13 protein-coding genes are annotated in these 18044 nt (G+C 44.0%); 5 read left to right on the top strand and 8 right to left on the bottom strand.

Going from position 1 to position 18044, the window contains the following annotated elements:
* Nucleotides 1-113 precede the first annotated feature (113 nt).
* Nucleotides 114-383, bottom strand: a complete 270-nt coding sequence (gene rpsO, locus Q1X33_RS15215; protein ID WP_005228072.1) for a 30S ribosomal protein S15 — start codon at nt 381-383, stop codon at nt 114-116.
* Between the two features lie 216 nt (nt 384-599).
* Here rpsO and Q1X33_RS15210 point away from each other — a divergent pair, with 216 nt between their 5' ends.
* Complete coding sequence (locus tag Q1X33_RS15210; RefSeq protein ID WP_301969791.1) at nt 600-1460, top strand: MurR/RpiR family transcriptional regulator; 861 nt, start codon at nt 600-602, stop codon at nt 1458-1460.
* A gap of 72 nt (nt 1461-1532) precedes the next feature.
* Here the strand turns inward: Q1X33_RS15210 and Q1X33_RS15205 are convergent, their stop codons facing one another.
* The 7 genes from Q1X33_RS15205 to Q1X33_RS15175 form a co-directional block, all read right to left on the bottom strand.
* A complete protein-coding gene (locus tag Q1X33_RS15205) occupies nt 1533-2918 on the bottom strand; it encodes a glycoside hydrolase family 1 protein (RefSeq protein WP_005228068.1) in 1386 nt (461 codons plus the stop codon).
* A complete protein-coding gene (locus tag Q1X33_RS15200) occupies nt 2915-5158 on the bottom strand; it encodes a glycoside hydrolase family 3 N-terminal domain-containing protein (RefSeq protein WP_225582082.1) in 2244 nt (747 codons plus the stop codon). The genes Q1X33_RS15205 and Q1X33_RS15200 overlap by 4 nt, the downstream gene beginning before the upstream one ends.
* 18 nt (nt 5159-5176) lie before the next feature.
* Nucleotides 5177-8224 (bottom strand): glycoside hydrolase family 38 C-terminal domain-containing protein, encoded by a 3048-nt coding sequence (locus Q1X33_RS15195; RefSeq protein WP_034869060.1) that lies wholly within the window; start codon nt 8222-8224, stop codon nt 5177-5179.
* An 84-nt stretch (nt 8225-8308) separates the two neighbouring features.
* Complete coding sequence (locus Q1X33_RS15190) at nt 8309-9961, bottom strand: extracellular solute-binding protein (protein WP_005228062.1); 1653 nt, start codon at nt 9959-9961, stop codon at nt 8309-8311.
* Between the two features lie 22 nt (nt 9962-9983).
* Nucleotides 9984-10898 (bottom strand): carbohydrate ABC transporter permease, encoded by a 915-nt coding sequence (locus tag Q1X33_RS15185; RefSeq protein ID WP_005228060.1) that lies wholly within the window; start codon nt 10896-10898, stop codon nt 9984-9986.
* 15 nt (nt 10899-10913) lie between these two features.
* A complete protein-coding gene (locus Q1X33_RS15180) occupies nt 10914-11867 on the bottom strand; it encodes a sugar ABC transporter permease (protein WP_005228058.1) in 954 nt (317 codons plus the stop codon).
* Nucleotides 11868-11922: 55 nt separating this feature from the next.
* Nucleotides 11923-13281 carry an alpha-L-fucosidase gene (locus tag Q1X33_RS15175; RefSeq protein WP_005228056.1) on the bottom strand — a complete coding sequence of 453 codons (1359 nt, stop codon included), beginning with the start codon at nt 13279-13281 and terminating at the stop codon, nt 11923-11925.
* A gap of 300 nt (nt 13282-13581) precedes the next feature.
* Here Q1X33_RS15175 and Q1X33_RS15170 point away from each other — a divergent pair, with 300 nt between their 5' ends.
* The 4 genes from Q1X33_RS15170 to Q1X33_RS15155 are packed head-to-tail and all read left to right on the top strand — an operon-like array spanning nt 13582 to nt 17931.
* Nucleotides 13582-14214 carry a DUF624 domain-containing protein gene (locus Q1X33_RS15170; RefSeq protein ID WP_005228052.1) on the top strand — a complete coding sequence of 211 codons (633 nt, stop codon included), beginning with the start codon at nt 13582-13584 and terminating at the stop codon, nt 14212-14214.
* Nucleotides 14214-16085, top strand: coding sequence for a beta-N-acetylhexosaminidase (locus Q1X33_RS15165; protein WP_118215551.1), 1872 nt, complete (start codon nt 14214-14216; stop codon nt 16083-16085). Before Q1X33_RS15170 ends, Q1X33_RS15165 begins: the two co-directional genes overlap by 1 nt.
* Before the next feature lie 18 nt (nt 16086-16103).
* Complete coding sequence (locus Q1X33_RS15160; protein WP_005228047.1) at nt 16104-16601, top strand: hypothetical protein; 498 nt, start codon at nt 16104-16106, stop codon at nt 16599-16601.
* A gap of 25 nt (nt 16602-16626) precedes the next feature.
* Complete coding sequence (locus Q1X33_RS15155) at nt 16627-17931, top strand: alpha-L-fucosidase (RefSeq protein WP_270787935.1); 1305 nt, start codon at nt 16627-16629, stop codon at nt 17929-17931.
* The last annotated feature ends 113 nt before the right edge of the window (nt 17932-18044 follow it).

Here is an 18044-nt window from a genome sequence, read left to right as displayed (position 1 = left end):
TGCTCTCGCCTAGTACTATTCATCATCTGCTCTGTGCGGCTTGCGCCGCCCAGTCGCAGTGATTCATAGCAAAAAAGTGAGATTCGGGTTGAACCTCACTTTTCTTTGTTTGATTAACGACGTAATCCTAAAGCTTGGATTAATTCGCGGTAACGTTGTACGTCTTTTTGACGTAGGTAAGCTAATAAGTTACGACGATGTCCAACTTTTTTCATCAACCCACGGTATGAATGGTGGTCTTTTTTGTGCATACGTGCATGTTCGTTCAAATGGTTGATTTCTTCTGTTAAAACAGCGATTTGAACTTCTGGAGAACCAGTATCTCCTTCATGACGTGCAAATTTGTTGATGATTTCGTTTTTGCGTTCTTTTGAAATTGCCATGTTTTTCACCTCTTTTTCTTTTTCCCCTGCGACTGAGTAAAACGTTGGTGATTCGTTAAACCAAGTAACAGGTACTGTGCTTTTCACACGTAATTACTTTACTTGATTCTAAGTAAAAAAGCAAGTTTATCTACCTATTCTTTTCGTTTCTTTTGAAAGCTCCTCCAAAACTTATGTTATACTTAGGATACTACTCTATCTAAAGGAAGTGTAAGGATGAGCGTTCTTTCCCGAATCGAGAGCATGAAAAATGAATTATCGCTTTCTGAGAAGAAACTCTTCGCATTCATGGAGGCCAATCCTGAAAAAGTGCCATCGATGACTGCGAGTCAATTAGCAGAAGCCACTGGGATCAGTGCACCAACCGTTGTACGTTTTGCGAAAAAAACTGGCTTTGCTAGTTTGACAGATTTAAAAATACAATTATCTGCCGAATCCGGCTTGCGCCACAATGCCAATGAGCATTTAGGTTATGCCGATGTTGAATTAAACGAGCCCTTTCATGCCATCACCTCAAAATTGAGCCACAATGCCCGGGTGACCATGAATGAGACGGCCCAATTATTAGAAGAACAGCTGATGTTGGCTGCCGCTGAACTGATCGCGACTCGTGAACGCATTTTTGTCTGCGGGATCGGTGCTTCCTCATTGATCGCACAAGATATCCAACAAAAATGGACTCGCTTAGGCAAGATCGTCGTGTTTGAAAATGACTACAATCTCTTGTTGCCGCAACTTGTCAAAAACGAGAAAAAAAGTCTGGTCTGGGTCATTTCCAACAGTGGACACACGCCTGAGATGGTTCACTTAGCCGAAATCGCTAAAAATCTTGGCGTTCCGATCCTGTCACTCACCCGCTTTGGCAGCAACCCGTTGACGAAGTTGGCGGATGTTCCCCTGCAAGTGTCCCGTTCCAAAGAAGCCAACCAGCGGAGTGCCGCTACCAATTCGATCATCGCCCACCTATTAGCGGTCGATGTCCTTTTCTATGTCTTTTTAAGTAAAAATGAAAAGCTGGCACGCAATATCTACGCGTCACGCCAAGCCATCGCTGATTTTCGTGAGAAGTATTTGTAAAATGTTCATACCCAAAAGAAATCCGCAGGAACATGTTCCTGCGGTATTTTTGCTTCCAATCGGACACTTTGATCAATCAATGGCATTTCTAGCAGCTACTTCTGCCAACCAAAAACTGGACGCTTTAGGATAACGCTCGAAGTTATTCTTCAAATCTACTCGATAAAAACCATAGCGGTTTTTATAAGCGTTCAACCAGCTCCAGCAATCCATAAAGGTCCACATATGGTAGCCGAAACAAGGTGACCCATCTTCGATCGCGCGATGCAGCTGACGCAAATGGTCTTCAACAAAGGTAATCCGATACGTATCATTGACTTGCCCCGTGGCATCCATGAACCGTTCTTCCTCTGACACCCCCATGCCATTTTCGGAAATAAACCATGGCATGTTTTGATAGTCATTCTTCAGACGCATCGCAATATCGTAGATCCCTTCTGGATAGATTTCCCAGCCACGATGAGGATTGATTTTTTTCTCTGACCAATCGTACCCACGAAACAACTGACGCGGCTCAAAGGGATTGGATGCTCCATTCTGCGGAAGGGGCGCTTGGATCCGCAACGGTTGATAATAATTGCAACCGATAAAATCTACGGTATTTTCACGAAAAATTTCCGCATCTGCTGCCTCATATTCAGGGGTCAATTGATGCTCCTTGAACAAGCTCGTTAGTTTTTCAGGAAATTGTCCATAAACGACACAGTCCAAAAAACTGCGAATATACAAGAGGTCCGCCCATTCAGCGGCTTCTCGATCAGCCGCTTCTTGGCTTTTTGGATAAACAGGTGACAAATTCAAGATGATACAGATTTCTCCATCAGGAAGTGCGAGTTTACGAAACTCAGCAACCGCCTTCGCATGAGCTAGCAAAGTATGATAACCCACTTGGATCGCCCGCTTGAAATCACGCACTTGCGGCCAATGAGCATCTCCGTAATACCCACATTCAATATGCACCAATGGTTCATTAAAGGTCGCCCATTTTTTCACTAAATCGCCGAATTGTTCAAAAGCAGTTTTTGCATAAAATGCAAAATGGTCCACGGATTCCCTGGCTTCCCAGCCTCCTTTCTCCATCAGCCACCAAGGCATGTCAAAATGAAACAAATTAATGATCGGTTCGATGCCTTGATCCAGCATTTCCTGAAAATATGCCCGATAAAACTTTACTGCCGTCTGATTCAATGTTTTTCCGTCTGGTAATAAGCGGGTCCATGCAATCGATGTCCGATAGGAATTTAAGTTCATGGCCTTCATGTTTGCCACGTCTTCACGGTATTGATAGTAGGTATTTGAAGTGTCGCTTGGTCCGACACCATCGTAAAAGCGTGACGGCTCTAACTCAAACCATTTGTCCCATGTAGAGGGACTTTTGCCGTCAACAGACGCAGCCCCCTCGGTTTGCGGTGCTGACGCGGCCGCTCCCCATAAAAAGTTTTTTGGAAAGTGAATCATTCTTTTGCTCCTTTCTGAGTTACCTGCCACGTACGGTCAGGGTTGGATCGTTGAAATACAAATCGATACTGCTGACCTGTTGTTTCGACTTCCAGACAAAACGATGCAGTATCTTTCAAAGAAATTGCCAGCTGCTGCACTGATGCTTCATCGATCACGAGTTGAAAAGCTACTTGCCCTTGATTAGGCACCCATACTTTTTGAAAGCCACACAGGACTTTTTTCCTCGGCACATATGCTTTTGTGTACTCTTTTAGATAACATTGAATGACTTCTTTGCCAGAAACTGCAGAATGATTTTCGAGTGTGCCGCTAACGATAATGCCTTCACCTGCATATTCAGCCGAAACCGCGCTGCAAGTAAAAGAGGCATAACTAAGACCATAACCAAAAGAATATACTGGTGTGCCGTTTTGATCGAGGTAGTCTTTTTGAAACGCTGTGTTGCGATAATTATAACAGACTGGCAGCTGTCCAACCGTATCAGGAATAGAAACTGCTAATTTCCCACTAGGAACCGTTTCGCCAAAAAGAATCCGAGCAATCGCTTCCCCTCCATATTGGCCGGGATAGCCAGCGTAAAGCAGTCCATCGAATACTTCTTTCAAAGGGGCTAAGCAATGCGGTCGACCAGAAATCACGATCCCAATCAGCGGCTTTTTCCTCTTCTTCAACGCAAACAGTAAATCCAACTGGCATTGCGGCAAATCGAGGGTAGCTAAGTCGATGTTTTCTCCGCTGGTCATTTCCTGAGATCCCCTTAAGGCGGCGCCGTTCTTGTCAAAATCCGTTGTGAAATCACGGGCACTGGAGCCACCAATCGTCACTAAGATGACATCAGCGTCTTCTGCGATCTGACAAGCCCGCCGTCGTTGCGCCGTTGTTCCATTGGCGATTTCGCAGCCTTTTTCGTAGGCGAAATCCACTTGATGCGTATTTAATTTGGTCAACCCTTCCCAAAGAGTCATACACATTGCTTCCTCCTTAAATGGGGTATAATCCCCCAGCTGATGATACAGCTGTTTAACGTGAGGCCCAATGACAGCAATTTTTTGTCGCGTTTTCTTCAAAGGCAAAATGCCATTGTTTTCTAGTAAGACGACAGATTCTTCTGCTAATTTTAAGGAAGCTTGTCGGGCCTTTTCTTTGTCTGGTAATGAAACGTGGGGCGTTGCTTCTTTAAACAAGCCAAGTTTTTCTTTCAAAAGAAGCACACGCCGGACCGCCTCATCGATAACCGTTTCCGCAATCAATCCGTCAAGGACAGCTTCTTCCAATACAGGGAAAACTTCGTCCCATAAACTAACATCTACACCGCTGGTCAAGGATTTGGCGGCTGCTTGCGAGCGACTTCCCAGCCAGTCAGCAATCCGATCCAACCCACACCCATCAGCCATAACGATTCCCGCAAAGCCACTTTCTTCTCTTAAAACCTCTTGCAGCAAATACGCATTGGCATGGCAAGGAACGCCATCTAGATCATTGTATGCAGCCATACACCCCAAAGCCCCAGCAGCAATCCCCGCTTTCATTGGTGGCAGATGAATTTCACGGAATTCCCGATCACCGATCGCCACTGGTCCTGCATTGTGCCCCCCCATTCCTGCACCTTGGGCAGCAAAATGCTTCAACACCGCTAAAACGTTCTGTTTTTCTATCGTTGTTTTTAATCCTTGCAATCCTCTGACGGCCGCTTTGGTAAAGCTGCTGGTTAAAAATGGATCTTCACTGAAACATTCTTCAGTTCGTCCCCAACGCGGATCTCTAGCAATGTCCAATGCGGAAACTAAGCCGACATGGGCCCCTTTTGCTCGAATCTCTTGAGCAGTGATAGTTTGGGCCGCTTGATACAGGTCGGGATTCCAACTAGAACCGACACTAAAATTGACCGGAAATGTCGTGGCTTCCAAACCTTGGTGCCCGTGGGGACACTCTTCACTGAGAAAGGCTGGAATCCCCAACCGAGTGTGCTCCTGCAAATAAGTTTGAATCATAAGGGATAGCTCATAGGACTCCGCGGTCGTCAGGCCAGTTTGCTGATTTCTACCTGACCAAGGATCAGCCCGAAACACGCCGTAGATCCAGCCAAGACTGCCAAAACGAGCTACTTCTTTTTTAAAGGTTTCAGTCAACATAATTTTTCCGTTAGTTTTTTCATAGACTTCCCAACCATACAGACGCTGATTCAGCTGGCCGATTTTTTCTTTCAACGTCATTTGCCGTAAAAGTGTCTCAATCATATGCTTCTCCATTTCTATTTAGTCTTCTAAATAAAGCATGATGGTCTGGATTTCAAATGGCTGGAAATGGATTGTGATGCTTTGGGCATCCAGCGGCTCAATCGGCAGTTCAGCGACGGTTTCTTCCAAAAGATTCGTTAAAACCGCTTTTTTGATTCTTTTTTGGCAACGCAATTGACAGGCGGTGGTTTGATTATGATATTCATACAACCGCACGATCAGTGCCTCTTCATCTTCGGCTTTTTTCACCGTATCCAGCAAGACATTCTTTTGATCGACTGCTAGAAAAGCTTCTGCTGATAGTTGCGGCACACCTGGAACGGTTAGAACGGGAACATTCAATGCCAAAGCTTCTTCCATCGTTTGCGCGTCTTGCCAAGTCCCTTCGTGGGCGTACAAGGAGTAGGTAAACTCATGAAAGCCTTGATCCGCTTCTGGATACGGATCGATCGGCGATTTGATCAAAGAAAGCCCGATCTTTTGATAATCCGTATTGAACCCATATTTCGAATCTGTCAAAATACTAACCCCATAATTTCCTTCTGAGAGATCAACCCATTTTTGACCACAGCTCTCAAAACGTGCTTGGTCCCATGTCGTGTTTTGATGCACAGGTCGTTTTACCTGCCCAAACTGAATATCAAATGTCGCTTCCAATGTGTTGACATCAATCGGCAGCAATGCCTTCAGCAGCAATTGATGCTGCTGCCAATCAACCGCTGTTTCAAAATCGATTCTTCCGGTGCCATGATAAAAATGTAGCCATTGGGTAATAAAAGAATCTTCAAACTGACGTTTGATTTTCAAGGTATCACGAATCTCACCTTGCTCAACGACCTCAGCTGAGAGAACTTGCTTCACAGGATAAGGCTTCTTCTGGTAATAAATATCAATATCCCACGCATCATAATCCATCGGCAGATCTTCATAAGCCACTAACTGATTCAACCGCTCGCCTTTTGGTACGATCTCTCGTTGATGCCGTTTGTCAATTAAAGAGATGATGTCAAAGTGTTCGTCAAAAATCACTTTAAAATCCGCCGTTTCAAATGATTCCTCCAGCCGCATTGCCACTTGCTTTGATTGAGGCACAGCTGAGACAGGGGTCAATGTTTTGCAGCTCAAGCCAGCCATGGCGGGAATTTTGACTAAGAGCCGGTCATCATGGGTCCGCTGAGTCGAGTAAGCTTCTTTGACCCCTGTTTGATCGTCTAAATAGACCAGACCCGTCCGAGCTTGTCCCAGCGGGTTAAAGACATGCCATGAAGTAGCTTTGGGTGCTTGTGTTTCTGGAAGCAAAGCGTGGATCAGCTCGCAGCCTTTATCAAAGAGCTGCCGATACTCTTGATCCGTCTGATCATAGACTTCTTTGATCGAGCTTCCCGGCAGAATATCGTGGAATTGATTGAACAGCAGCTGTTTCCAAAGTTGTTCTAATTCAGCTTGTGGATAGCGATTCATCCCACAGATACTATAAAGTTTTTCAATCGTCTGTAAGAAGAATTCTCCTTGACGATTGGCCTTTTTGTTTTTTCCGATGGAAGTCAGGGTCCCGCGATGGTATTCAAAGTACAATTCGCCGTACCAGACCGGTCCTGGTTTTTCAGCAAAAGAATTTGCCAGTCGATCAAAAAAGCCCCCCACATGATTGCCTGTGATCGTCGGCATGTCTGGCAATGTCTTTTGCAGCCGTTTTTGAACTTCCAACATCTCTTTCGTCGGACCTCCGCCACCGTCACCATACCCATAGGCAATCAAAATTTCGTCGTGCTGATCTTTTTGCTGATAACGTTCAAAACTCCCCTTGATCGTATAAGGATCTAGCAATCCATTATACGTCGTATAATAATCTCTTGGACTGTATCCTTCACTGATGGTTGTAATAAAATGCGTCAAAACGCGGCTTCCATCAATTCCTTGCCAATAGAAGGAATCATATGGAATTTGATTAAACTGGTTCCATGACAGCTTCGTCGTCATAAAGTATGGCGTATTTGTTTTGCGTAAAATTTGCGGCAAGGCGGCTGAATAACCGAAGACATCCGGTAGCCATAAGATGCGGCTATCGACTTGAAATTCCTCTTTCATAAACCGTTTGCCATAAAGGATCTGACGAACCAGTGATTCTCCTGAAGTCAAATTGCAATCGGCTTCCACCCACATCGCCCCGTCAACTTCCCATCTTCCTTCTCGAACTTTTTCTTTGATTGCAGCGTAAAGTTCAGGATAATGGGTTTTCATGGAGTGATACAGTTGTGGTTGGCTTTGAAAAAACGTGTAATCTGGATACTCCTCCATCAATTTCAAGACCGTCTGGAAACTGCGCTCGCCTTTTTCAATTGCTTGCTGCGCCGTCCAAAGCCACGCCAGATCGATGTGGGTATGGCCGACAGCCGTCACCTTTTGTTTTGGTTTATGCGCTGGTAGGTAACACGATGAAAGCAGCTGCTTTGCTTTTGTGAGACCTTCATAGAATGCCGTTGAGTAGGGGGTACGAAAATCCAAGACATTGGCGACTTGACCAAGGACTTGTTGATAAAATGCTTCGTCACCGCCAAACGCACGAATGGCACGCCAACTATCAAACAGCGTATAAAAATCATACCAGATATCATTAACTGCAGGATCCAACGCCAATAAATTGACCTGCAGCGGGAATGGTTTGTCGGATCGGCCTGAGAACAGATCGATCTTCAGATTGACTACTTTTTGTAGAAATTGTTTTGTCAATGTAATTTCTCGATGATTGACATCGATGGCTTGGACATAGGTATCGTCCAAATAGATTTTTATTTGGGGATTGGTGGTGTTGTCCCACTCTGAAAGGCTTGAGTACACTTGCAGGACACAAAGATTTTCCACCCAGTCAGCAGGAACTTGAATGCTACCTTGCAATTGGTAATAGGCATTTTTTTCTCCAAAATAAGTCCCTTGCTCATACGGTACCCAAGTCTCTCGTTTTAAAAAAAGTGGGGCTACCGGTTGCTGATGACGTACGCGGTATTGTTTTAATTTGTATAAAATTTTCCGAATGCGTTCAAACTCATAAGGCTGCATAACTCTCATTTTTCTTTGGACTCCTCTAGCAGATTTTTGAAAAAAACGGGTTGAGATTGATCGTCTCGGCCCGTTTTCCACTTATCACTTTATTTAGTTTGCTTTCCAACGGTCATAAGCCGCTTGGTAGACTTCGACGTATTCGTCAATGCCCATTGCTTCGATCGTTTTCACATAGTCGTCCCAATTATCTAACGGTTCGACACCTGTGATAAACTTGGCTTCCATTTGTTCTACATAAGTTGTCAAATCAGTGGCAGTTGCTGCTACCTTATCGTTTTCTTCAATCGTTAAATACAGCAGCGGAAATGGTACTTCAGCGATGTCTTCCATCTTCTCAGCTGTTTCTTTGGCAACCCAATCGTTGAAACGAGTATCCGGTTCTTCATTCGCCGTTTTACGGATATGGTATTCGTCGGTTGTATCGATAACAAGGTTTGGCGTTGTCAATCCGTATGCTGGTGTGATCTTGCCACGTTCGTCTTCGGTATTGTTAGTATCGATGCCGTCTGCATAGACACGAACTTTTTCACCGTCCGCATTTTCTTGGTACTCCCATAAAAACCCTTCTGGTCCTTGTTCGATATATTTTGAGCCTTCTTCTGAATAGAAGTAATCCACCCAGCGCATAGAAGCTTCTGGAGAAGGATTGACATTGGTCAAAGCAAAGGTCCCTCGTGAAATTCTTGGACTACCGGGAATCTTAGCTTCTGGAGCCCATTCAGAAGTCACTGGTTGGAACATTGGATCATTCATAGCCTCTTCCTCACTGCGACCAGTAGTAAAGAAGCTGAAATAGTCGGCAAAAAGCCCAAGTTGATTGTTTTCACCCTTCGCTTTTTTCTGTTCATCTGACTGTCCATAAACTTCTTTATCCAGCAAGCCTTCATCGTACAATGTATTCATATATTCCAAGAATGCTTTGTAGTTTTCTGAAGTCGGTGTGTAGGAGACCACATCATCATCCACTTGGATGCCGCGGGTCCGTAAGCCAAAGGCAGCCATCAACCAAACTCGTGTCGAGTTCATATCAACATCCGTCAATGGGATCTCGTCTGCTTGACCATTGCCGTTAGGGTCTTCGTTTTTAAAACGTGTCAGAAGCTCTTGCAATTCGTCTGTGGTTTTTGGCAGTTCAGATACACCTAAATTATCGAGCCACGTGCCGTTGTACCACATCGGACCTTGCCACCAGATTGAGGTTGCATTCCGTGAGATCATCGGCAGAGAGTAGATGTGCCCATCCGGTGTTGTGATCGACTTCAAGATTGAGGGATCTTCTTGCGTCAGTGCATACAGGTTTGGCATGATTTCCGGCGTGATATACTCCTCTAAGGGAAGCAAGATCCCTTGTGAACCGTAATCGATCTCCATCGAAGCAGTCAATGCTTGCGAACCAGCACCATAAACGATATCCGGTAAATCTCCAGAAGCAAAGGCTAAGTTCAGTTTCGTACTAAAGTCAGCGGATGGCGGTGTCGTATAGGTCAGTTTGATGCCAGTTTTTTCCTGATAATCCTGTAATGTCGGCATGTCTTCCCATTCCGCCAACCCTACACCAGGTGCCATGATATTCAGTGTCAGTTCTTCACCTTCTTTGATGATCGGAAACTGACTGTCATGATTGATGGCCACTTCTTTCTTTTCCCCAGTACCTTCATCTGAAGAATTACCGCACGCACCTAAGACGAGCATACTGCACAAAGCAACACCTGCTATTCCTAAAAGTTTCTTTTTTACTCTCATTTTCTTCCTCCTTTAAGTTTTTTTATCCTTTAATTGAACCAACCATCATGCCCTTGACAAAATACTTTTGTAAGAACGGATAGACGATAATTACCGGTAATGAAGAAACGATCATGACGCCGTACTTGATGACTTGAGCAAGTTGTTGTTTGCTATATAGCATATTCGCCATTTCTGAAGTCACATTATTGACGGTATTTGATGACATATCTTGAAGAATCAATATTTCTCTTAAAATCATTTGTAACGGATACATTGATCGATCAGAAAGATAGATCAATGCGTTAAAAAAGCTGTTCCAATGTCCGACGCCATAGAATAAAGCCATTACCGCAATGATCGGCGTTGATAGTGGTAAAACGATCTGCATGAATAGCCGAAAATCAGAACAACCATCCACAATTGCTGCTTCTTCCATCTCCCGTGGAATCGTGGATTGAAAAAATGTTCGCGTGACAACAACATTGTAAACCGAGACGGCTCCTGGAATCACTAGTGCCCAGACAGTATTCAGCATGCCTAAGCTGCGAATCAACAAGTAGCTGGGAATCAAGCCACCGGACAAGAACATGGTGACCAACATAAAATTGGTGAAGGCGCGTCGCCCATAAAAATCCTCTCGTGATAAGGCGTAAGCGCAAGGTAAGGTCACTAAGAGATTGATCGATGTCCCTAAAACCGTATAATAAATCGTGTTCAAATAGCCACGCCAGATACTGCTATTGCCTAGTAGTGTTCGATAGCCTTCAAAGGTGATTCCTTTTGGCAAAAGCCACATTTCACCAGAGTTTACCAGATGCGGATTTGAGATTGAAGCACTGATGATATAAATCAGTGGATACAAAACGATCAGCAAAGAAATTGCTAAAAACACATAAACAAAGATCAAAAAGATTTTATCAGCACGGGTATCTTTTATTAAAGACGTTGTTTTCACTTTTGGTCCTCCCTTCTACAATAAACTAGAGTTGCTTAAACGTTTGGCGATATGATTGACTACGATCAACAAGACTGAATTGATCAATGAGTTAAATAAGCCGACTGCCGCAGCAAAACTGTACTGCGCATCTAACAGCCCTTGCTGGTAAACAAAGGTCGCAATCACATTCGAGGATTGCATATTCAAAGGATTCTGCATCAAGATGATTTTTTCAAACCCAACTGACATCAAGCTGCCGAAGCTCATGATCAATAAGATCACCATCGTGGGCATGATCGTTGGAATATTGATATACCAAACGCGTTGAAGACGAGAAGCACCATCGATCGTTGCCGCTTCGTGCAGTTGCGTATCAACTCCAGATAGGGCTGCCAGATAAATCACAGACCCCCATCCCGTTCCTTGCCAAACGCCCGACAGTACATAAATCGTTTTAAACCAGCGAGGATTGGTCATAAAGCTGATCCGCTCGAAACCCAAAAATTCTAATAGGTGATTGATGATCCCTGTTGAGGGAGATAAGAAAGCAATGACCATACCAACCATGACCACCACAGCAATAAAGTTTGGAGCATACGTGACTGTTTGGGTAATTTTTTTAAATGGGCCGTCTTTGATCTCATTCAAAGCCAATGCCAGGATGATCGGCAGCGGAAAACCGACAACCAATGAATAGATACTGATTCCTAAAGTATTTTTGATGAGTTCCCAAAAATAATAGGAATCGAAAAAACGTTGAAAATGTTTAAACCCAACCCAAGGACTGCCCATAATCCCTAATGAAGGCATATAATCCTTGAATGCAATAATGATTCCATACATCGGTCCATACGAGAAAATCAAAATAATCAAAAACGCTGGCAACACAAACAAGTACAATTGCCGATTTTTCTTGATCTTCATTTTTATATCTTGTTTCTTTGTTTTAGGTACTGAAACGGTTTGTCTGATTGGCGCTGTTTCCATTCTTCCTCCTCCTTGCTTGGTGTTAGCCTTATCATGAATTGTATTCGCTTTCAAATCAATGTGTATTTTTTTCCCTATGTGTCGAAACGCGAATCCCAACTGCCCCAACGTTCGGGTGACTGATATCCGACCATAAGAGATATGGCTCATCCGCATTTTTATAGACTGGTAACGGTTTTTTAGTGGCTAGATCAATTAGCTCGTCTTCTTCAGTTGCTCCGATCTCTGTTAAAGGAATCTGTTCGCAAGCGACTGCAGCGATACTGCGAAATGCAAAATGAGCCTTGCCGTCTTTTTGATAGGTCAAATACCATTCATTTTTCCAAGCTGTTGGTCTTGCCCGCGTTTCATAGATGCCTTCACCATATAGCGCCAACCAATGGCCGATTTCTTCTAAGCGTTGGGTCTCTTCGAATGTAAATTCGCCATCAGGTGTTGGTCCGACGCCTAAAATCAAATTCCCCCCTTTACTGACTACATCAATCAAGGTTTCCAGCAGTTCTTGGCTGCTCTTAAAAGTATCATTCGGCACATAGCCCCAATCATTTCCAATCGGGATATTGCTTTCCCAAACTTTTTTAGGAATTTCTGCTAATGCAGGAATTTTGCGTTCTGGTGTCACATAATTTTCATGACGGCCCCCCATCATCCGATCAACGATGATCAATTCCGGCTGTTTCTCACGCGCAATCTCAGCTAAACGATCCATTTGTAGGTCTTCTTTGCCTTGTCCGCACCAACCGGCATCTAACCAAAGAAAATCGACTTTTCCGTAATTGGAGGTAATCTCCGCAATCTGGCGATGCACAAACGACACATAGCGTGCCCAAATTTCTGGATGAAGATGGGTATCGTAACTGGCATGACGGCCTTTGACGGTATCATCATCCAACCAGTAAAAAGGAGAATACCAGTCAGCTTTAGAATAATAGGCTCCTGTGGCGATCCCTGCTTCTCGAAATGCCGTAAACACTTCTTGCAATATGTCGCGTTTAAAGGGACTTAATTTCCCGCCGATTTTAAACTCTGATTCCATTGTATTGAACATCGAAAACCCATCATGATGCTTTGTTGTGAATAAACAGTACTTAAACCCTGCATCCTTACAGATTTTTGCCCATTTGCGGGTATCCAGCTTCTTCGGTTCAAATTGATTGATCAACTGCCAATAATCCAAACGCAGTGCTTCGATGGTTTCTCGATAAGGGTGGTTTGCTCTAGCCCATTCATCTTTTTCAGATAATTGCCAAGACTCAACGATCCCCGCTTCGGCATACAGCCCATAATGGAAGATCACTCCGAATTTCAAGTCTTGAAACCATTCCAGACGTTGCTTGAGCATTTCTGTTTCTGGGACTAGTTCTTCTTGAACGTTCCCTTTGGCTTCTTCAATATCACCGCGAATCTTTGTCATTCATTTGCACTCCTTTCTTTGTTCTAAATGTAAGCGAAAAAAATGTCCTATAACAATATGTAAGTTTTTTCGCTATGTTAAAACGAACAACTTCGTCTATAAAAGGTGCAAGGAATAAAGCTTGATTTCGATGAACGTTTTTGGAGAAATGTAGCGTTTCAAATACATTTGCTGTGTTTTTCTTGTTTTCGATGTGTGATTTTTCCATTTACTCCCACTGGCTATATATCAATGATACGATTAGAACAACAAATAAAGCGGATACAACAAAACTTGTATCCGTAAGAAAGTGAGGGGCTTATGAAACAAACGAATGGTATTTATCATGTTTCCTATCAAGTCGGCGATTGGTTACTTCATTGCCTGAAGTTGCAGTTACTCTGGTTTTATTGGGTATTTCGATACGGGATATTTTTAGGTATTTTTCCTGCCACCGCTACGATTATCCAAGCTTTTTTCGATAGCTTCCAAAAAAAGGAACGACCAGCGTCTTTGAAGACTTGGTTCAAAACTATCGTGAAAAAAAATTTCCGTCGTGCCAATCAATTAGGCGCCATGCAAGCGGGTTTGTTGTTGTTCTTATGGTTGGAATTACGTATCTCTAGTACTTTTATCCAAAATAGCTTGATTCACTTTTTTTTGCTGCTGCTATTTATCAGTGCCCTTTTGATCAGCTTGTACCTTCTGCCGGTCTATTTGCGTTATGATTTGACGCTTCTTCACTATTTTAAACAAGCAATATTACTAATGGTTATCAGTGTTCCCCAAACAATTGCGATGATTTTGGGAATCTTAGTGATTACTATCATTTTGACTTTTTTGCCAATCTTATTAGTCATCGGCTTTGTTCCCTTTTTCCTATTCCCCAGTAGCTGGTTCTCTTTTCAAGCGATTCAGCGCTCGGAATCACTGATGAAAGAAGGACGCTCGTGATGAAGGACATTTTTATCCAAAGTAATGAAAACCTCGATGATTTTTTTAGTCACGCACTGCAAGAACTAGAATTGAGGGAAACGCCGAATGGCCATCCCTTGCGCTTGATTCATCGACCCGGTTCCCTGAAAATTTGCCACGGCCCACTAGAAACGATCATTTACTATCAAGAAAAAGCGCATTTGTTTCGGGCATTAACTTTATGGGTGCATGAAGATCGCCCAGTCTATGTCTTAGAAGAACAGCCGCATTTTGAAGCAATTGGACCAATGATCGATCTGTCCCGCAATGCGGTGATGACCGTCAAAAAGCTGGAACGGTTCATTTTATTAACAAGTAAGATGGGCCTCAACCGCCTCATGCTCTATATGGAAGATACTTATGAAATTCCTGAGTACCCTTATTTCGGACATTTGCGCGGTCGTTATACCCAAGTAGAATTAAAGGCTCTAGATACCTATGCCCAAGCCGTAGGAGTAACTTTGATTCCAGCGATTCAAACATTGGCACATTTGACGAATCCTTTAAAGTGGCAGTTCGCTGGAAATATTCGGGACACAGAAGATATTCTACTGGTGGGAGAAGAAGAAACGTATACTTTTTTGGAAGCAGCGATCCGTTCGATCCGTTCGTGTTTTGCAACTGATCAACTGCACATCGGTATGGATGAAGCACACCAATTGGGGAAAGGAAAGTATTTAGAAATACACGGGTTACAAGACCGGTTCACGATTATGGCCGCACACCTAAAGCAGGTAGCTGCGCTTTGTCAAAACATAGGTTTTGAGCCGATGATGTGGAGCGATATGTTTTTTAGAATCGGTGCGCCTACGGGTGATTACTACGATTCAGACGTGTGTTTTCCGACAGAATTATTTGCTGACCTTCCTGCGGTCAAAATGGTTTACTGGGATTATTATCATCATGATCATGCCTCTTATCAGCGAATGTTTGCGAAACACCGGGAATTAAAACAGCCGATCGTCTTTGCTGGAGGTATCTGGACGTGGAACGGTTTAGCGCCGAACTACGGCAAAAGTTTCGCCACTATGCGTCACGCCTTGCAAGCCGCCAAAGAAAACGATGTCCAAGAAGTCTATGCCACACTTTGGGGCGACGACGGAGCTGAAACACCAGTGATTGCTGCGCTACTAGGTTTGCAATATTTCAGTGAAGCGCAGTTTGGAAACGACCTTTCGTTAGAGAATTTAACTAAAAAATTTCAGCTTTTTCACCAGTCAATAGCCAACGACTTTTTACTGCTTGATCGCTTTGATCAAACTGCAGGTGTGCAAAAAAACAATCCTCACGGAGAAAACCCCAGCAAGCTGTTGCTCTACCAAGACTTGCTGTATGGCTTGTATCAAGAAAATTTAACTGATCTTTCTTTAGCATCCTACTATCAAACATTGGCTCAAGAGTTGGCTGCTGTGAAAGCAACACGGGACACACAAACGATGTTTGCTTTTTATCAGCAGCTGGCTGATGTTTTGGCACAAAAAGCCTGTATTACCAACCAGATCACCAGTGCCTATAAAAGCAAGGATCGCACCGGACTGCACCAAGCAGTAGATGCGCTCAGTGTCTATAAATCCGCCTTGCAATCCCTTTATGAAGCCCATCGTCAAGTCTGGTTTGACTGGAATCGACCTTTCGGTTTTGAAATTATCGATCTGCGATACGGCGCCTTGCTGATGCGCTGCGATACGACACTCTGGCGGCTTACTGCCTTCTTGGACGGGGAGCTCGATACGTTGGAAGAATTGACTCAACCGTCCTTACCAATGGTGACCCCTTTCAGCGGCAGTACTTCTGTGGGTCGCAATTTATTTCATGGAATCTATAGTGCGGGGAAAATTTCTGATGTTTAAAAGAAGGAGTGAGAACTTATGAAAACATCCTTGCTGCGCCGAACCGTCATCGTGAGTCTGCTGACTATTGTTAGCCTATTCTTTCTCTATTTTCTAACAACCGGTTCTTCTGCTCCAGTTCATGCCCAACCTTCAGAAAAACTGGAGATGACAGGCAATATTACAAATCAAGCAGCGGCGGAGGCGTGTTTGGCAGTGCTGAAAGAAAATTTACAAGCAGCCTCTGACCAAGACGCGACAGCCTATGCCGCAACGCTAGTGGCAGCGGCACGAGCAGAGACGACCCAAGAATTAGCTGATTTTTTTGCAGAAGAACAGCTGCAGCACACGCTGCTTTCTTTTGAAGTCGTTAAACAAGAGACAGGATCCATGCTGGTCGCGGCGCAACAGAAAACGATCAGCCCAAAAGATTCTTCCTACCGTGATCACATCACAGAGGCTTACCATACCTTTGTCAAGGAAGCAGATGGCTGGAAAATTCAAGAAACAGTCATGACGAATACAGAATTTCTTTAAGTGATTGAAAAAGGAGTTATTTTTAATGAGAACGTATAAAAATTGGCCTGCCGACTACCCTGACCCAAACTGGTTCCTCCATGATCGGTTTGGCTTATTCATCCATTTCGGCCTATTCAGTATTGGCGCTCGACACGAATGGTTTATGACGACAGAAAAAATTGAACCCACCACCTATCGCGAGAACTATTTTTCTCAGTTTGATCCTGATCTTTTCAATGCAGAGGAATGGGCTCAAACCGCAAAGAAGGCCGGTTTTCAATACATGGTCTTCACGACGAAACATCATGAAGGCTTTGCCCTTTGGGATACCGCTCTCAGCGAATACAAAGTGACCAATACCCCCTTCAAGCGAGACCTCTTAGCAGAACTGCTGCCGGCATTTCGCAAGGTCGGCATTAAGATTGGGCTGTATCATTCGCTGATCGATTGGTATCATCCAGATTTCACGCTCGACGGCCTGCATCCGCAACGAGAGACTATTCAAGCCCGTCAGACGAATAGCCAGCGTGACATGCGCCGCTATCAAGATTTTTTAGCTGGTCAAGTCACTGAACTATTGACTAACTATGGAACCATCGATTATATGTGGTTTGATTTTCCATATAGTCATCGAGATTGGGGATGGTCTAAAGGCAAAGGTGCCGCCGATTGGGATAGTAAGCGGATCGAACAAATTTGTCGAAACCTGCAGCCGAACATGCTGCTGAATGACCGTCTGGATTTGGGCCGAGGGATTACCACCCCTGAGCAATTCCAACCAGACAAACCATTAGAAGCGGATGGATTGCCTTTGATATGGGAAGCGTGCCAAACGATGTACGAAACGTGGGGCTATGATCGTGATGCTCAGCACTGGAAATCCAGTGAAATGATGACCAAAATGCTGATTGACACAGTGGCAAAAGATGGGAACTTTCTTTTAAATATCGGCCCAAATGCTCGTGGAGAAATCAGCTTTCCAACTCGCAGCCATTTAGAAGCCATCGGTTCATGGATGCATTATCATCAACAAGCGATTATCGGCTGTGGTGCCAGCTCTTTTCAACCGCCTATTGACAGTCGTTACACCCAAAACGGGAATAAACTTTACTTGCACCTCTTTTCTTATCCATACAAATCCTTGCATCTTCCAGGGCTTGCAGGACGCGTAAAGCATATCCGTTTCTTACATGATGGCTCCGAATTGTTTTATCGAGGATTTGATCCCGAGGAAGTGCTCACTTCAACGGAAGCCATCATCAACAAAGAGGACCTTGTTCTCAGCTTACCCGTCTGCCCACCAGATGTGTTGGTACCAGTGGTCGAGATCACTTTAAGAGAAATGTAAGCACCCGTTGCACTGCCCTAAATGAAGAATCTATTTATACAAAGACGTTGCCCTTACTTCCTTTACAAAAAAAGGCTCTATAATTTATGGGACTGATGAATCAGAATTGATTC

Origin of the sequence: Enterococcus sp. B2E4, assembly GCF_030499455.1 — a bacterium.
In the GTDB taxonomy this organism is placed as follows: Bacteria; Bacillota; Bacilli; order Lactobacillales; family Enterococcaceae; genus Enterococcus_D; species Enterococcus_D casseliflavus.
Note: the sequence above shows the minus strand (reverse complement) of the source record. Positions and strands in the feature narration are given on the sequence as shown.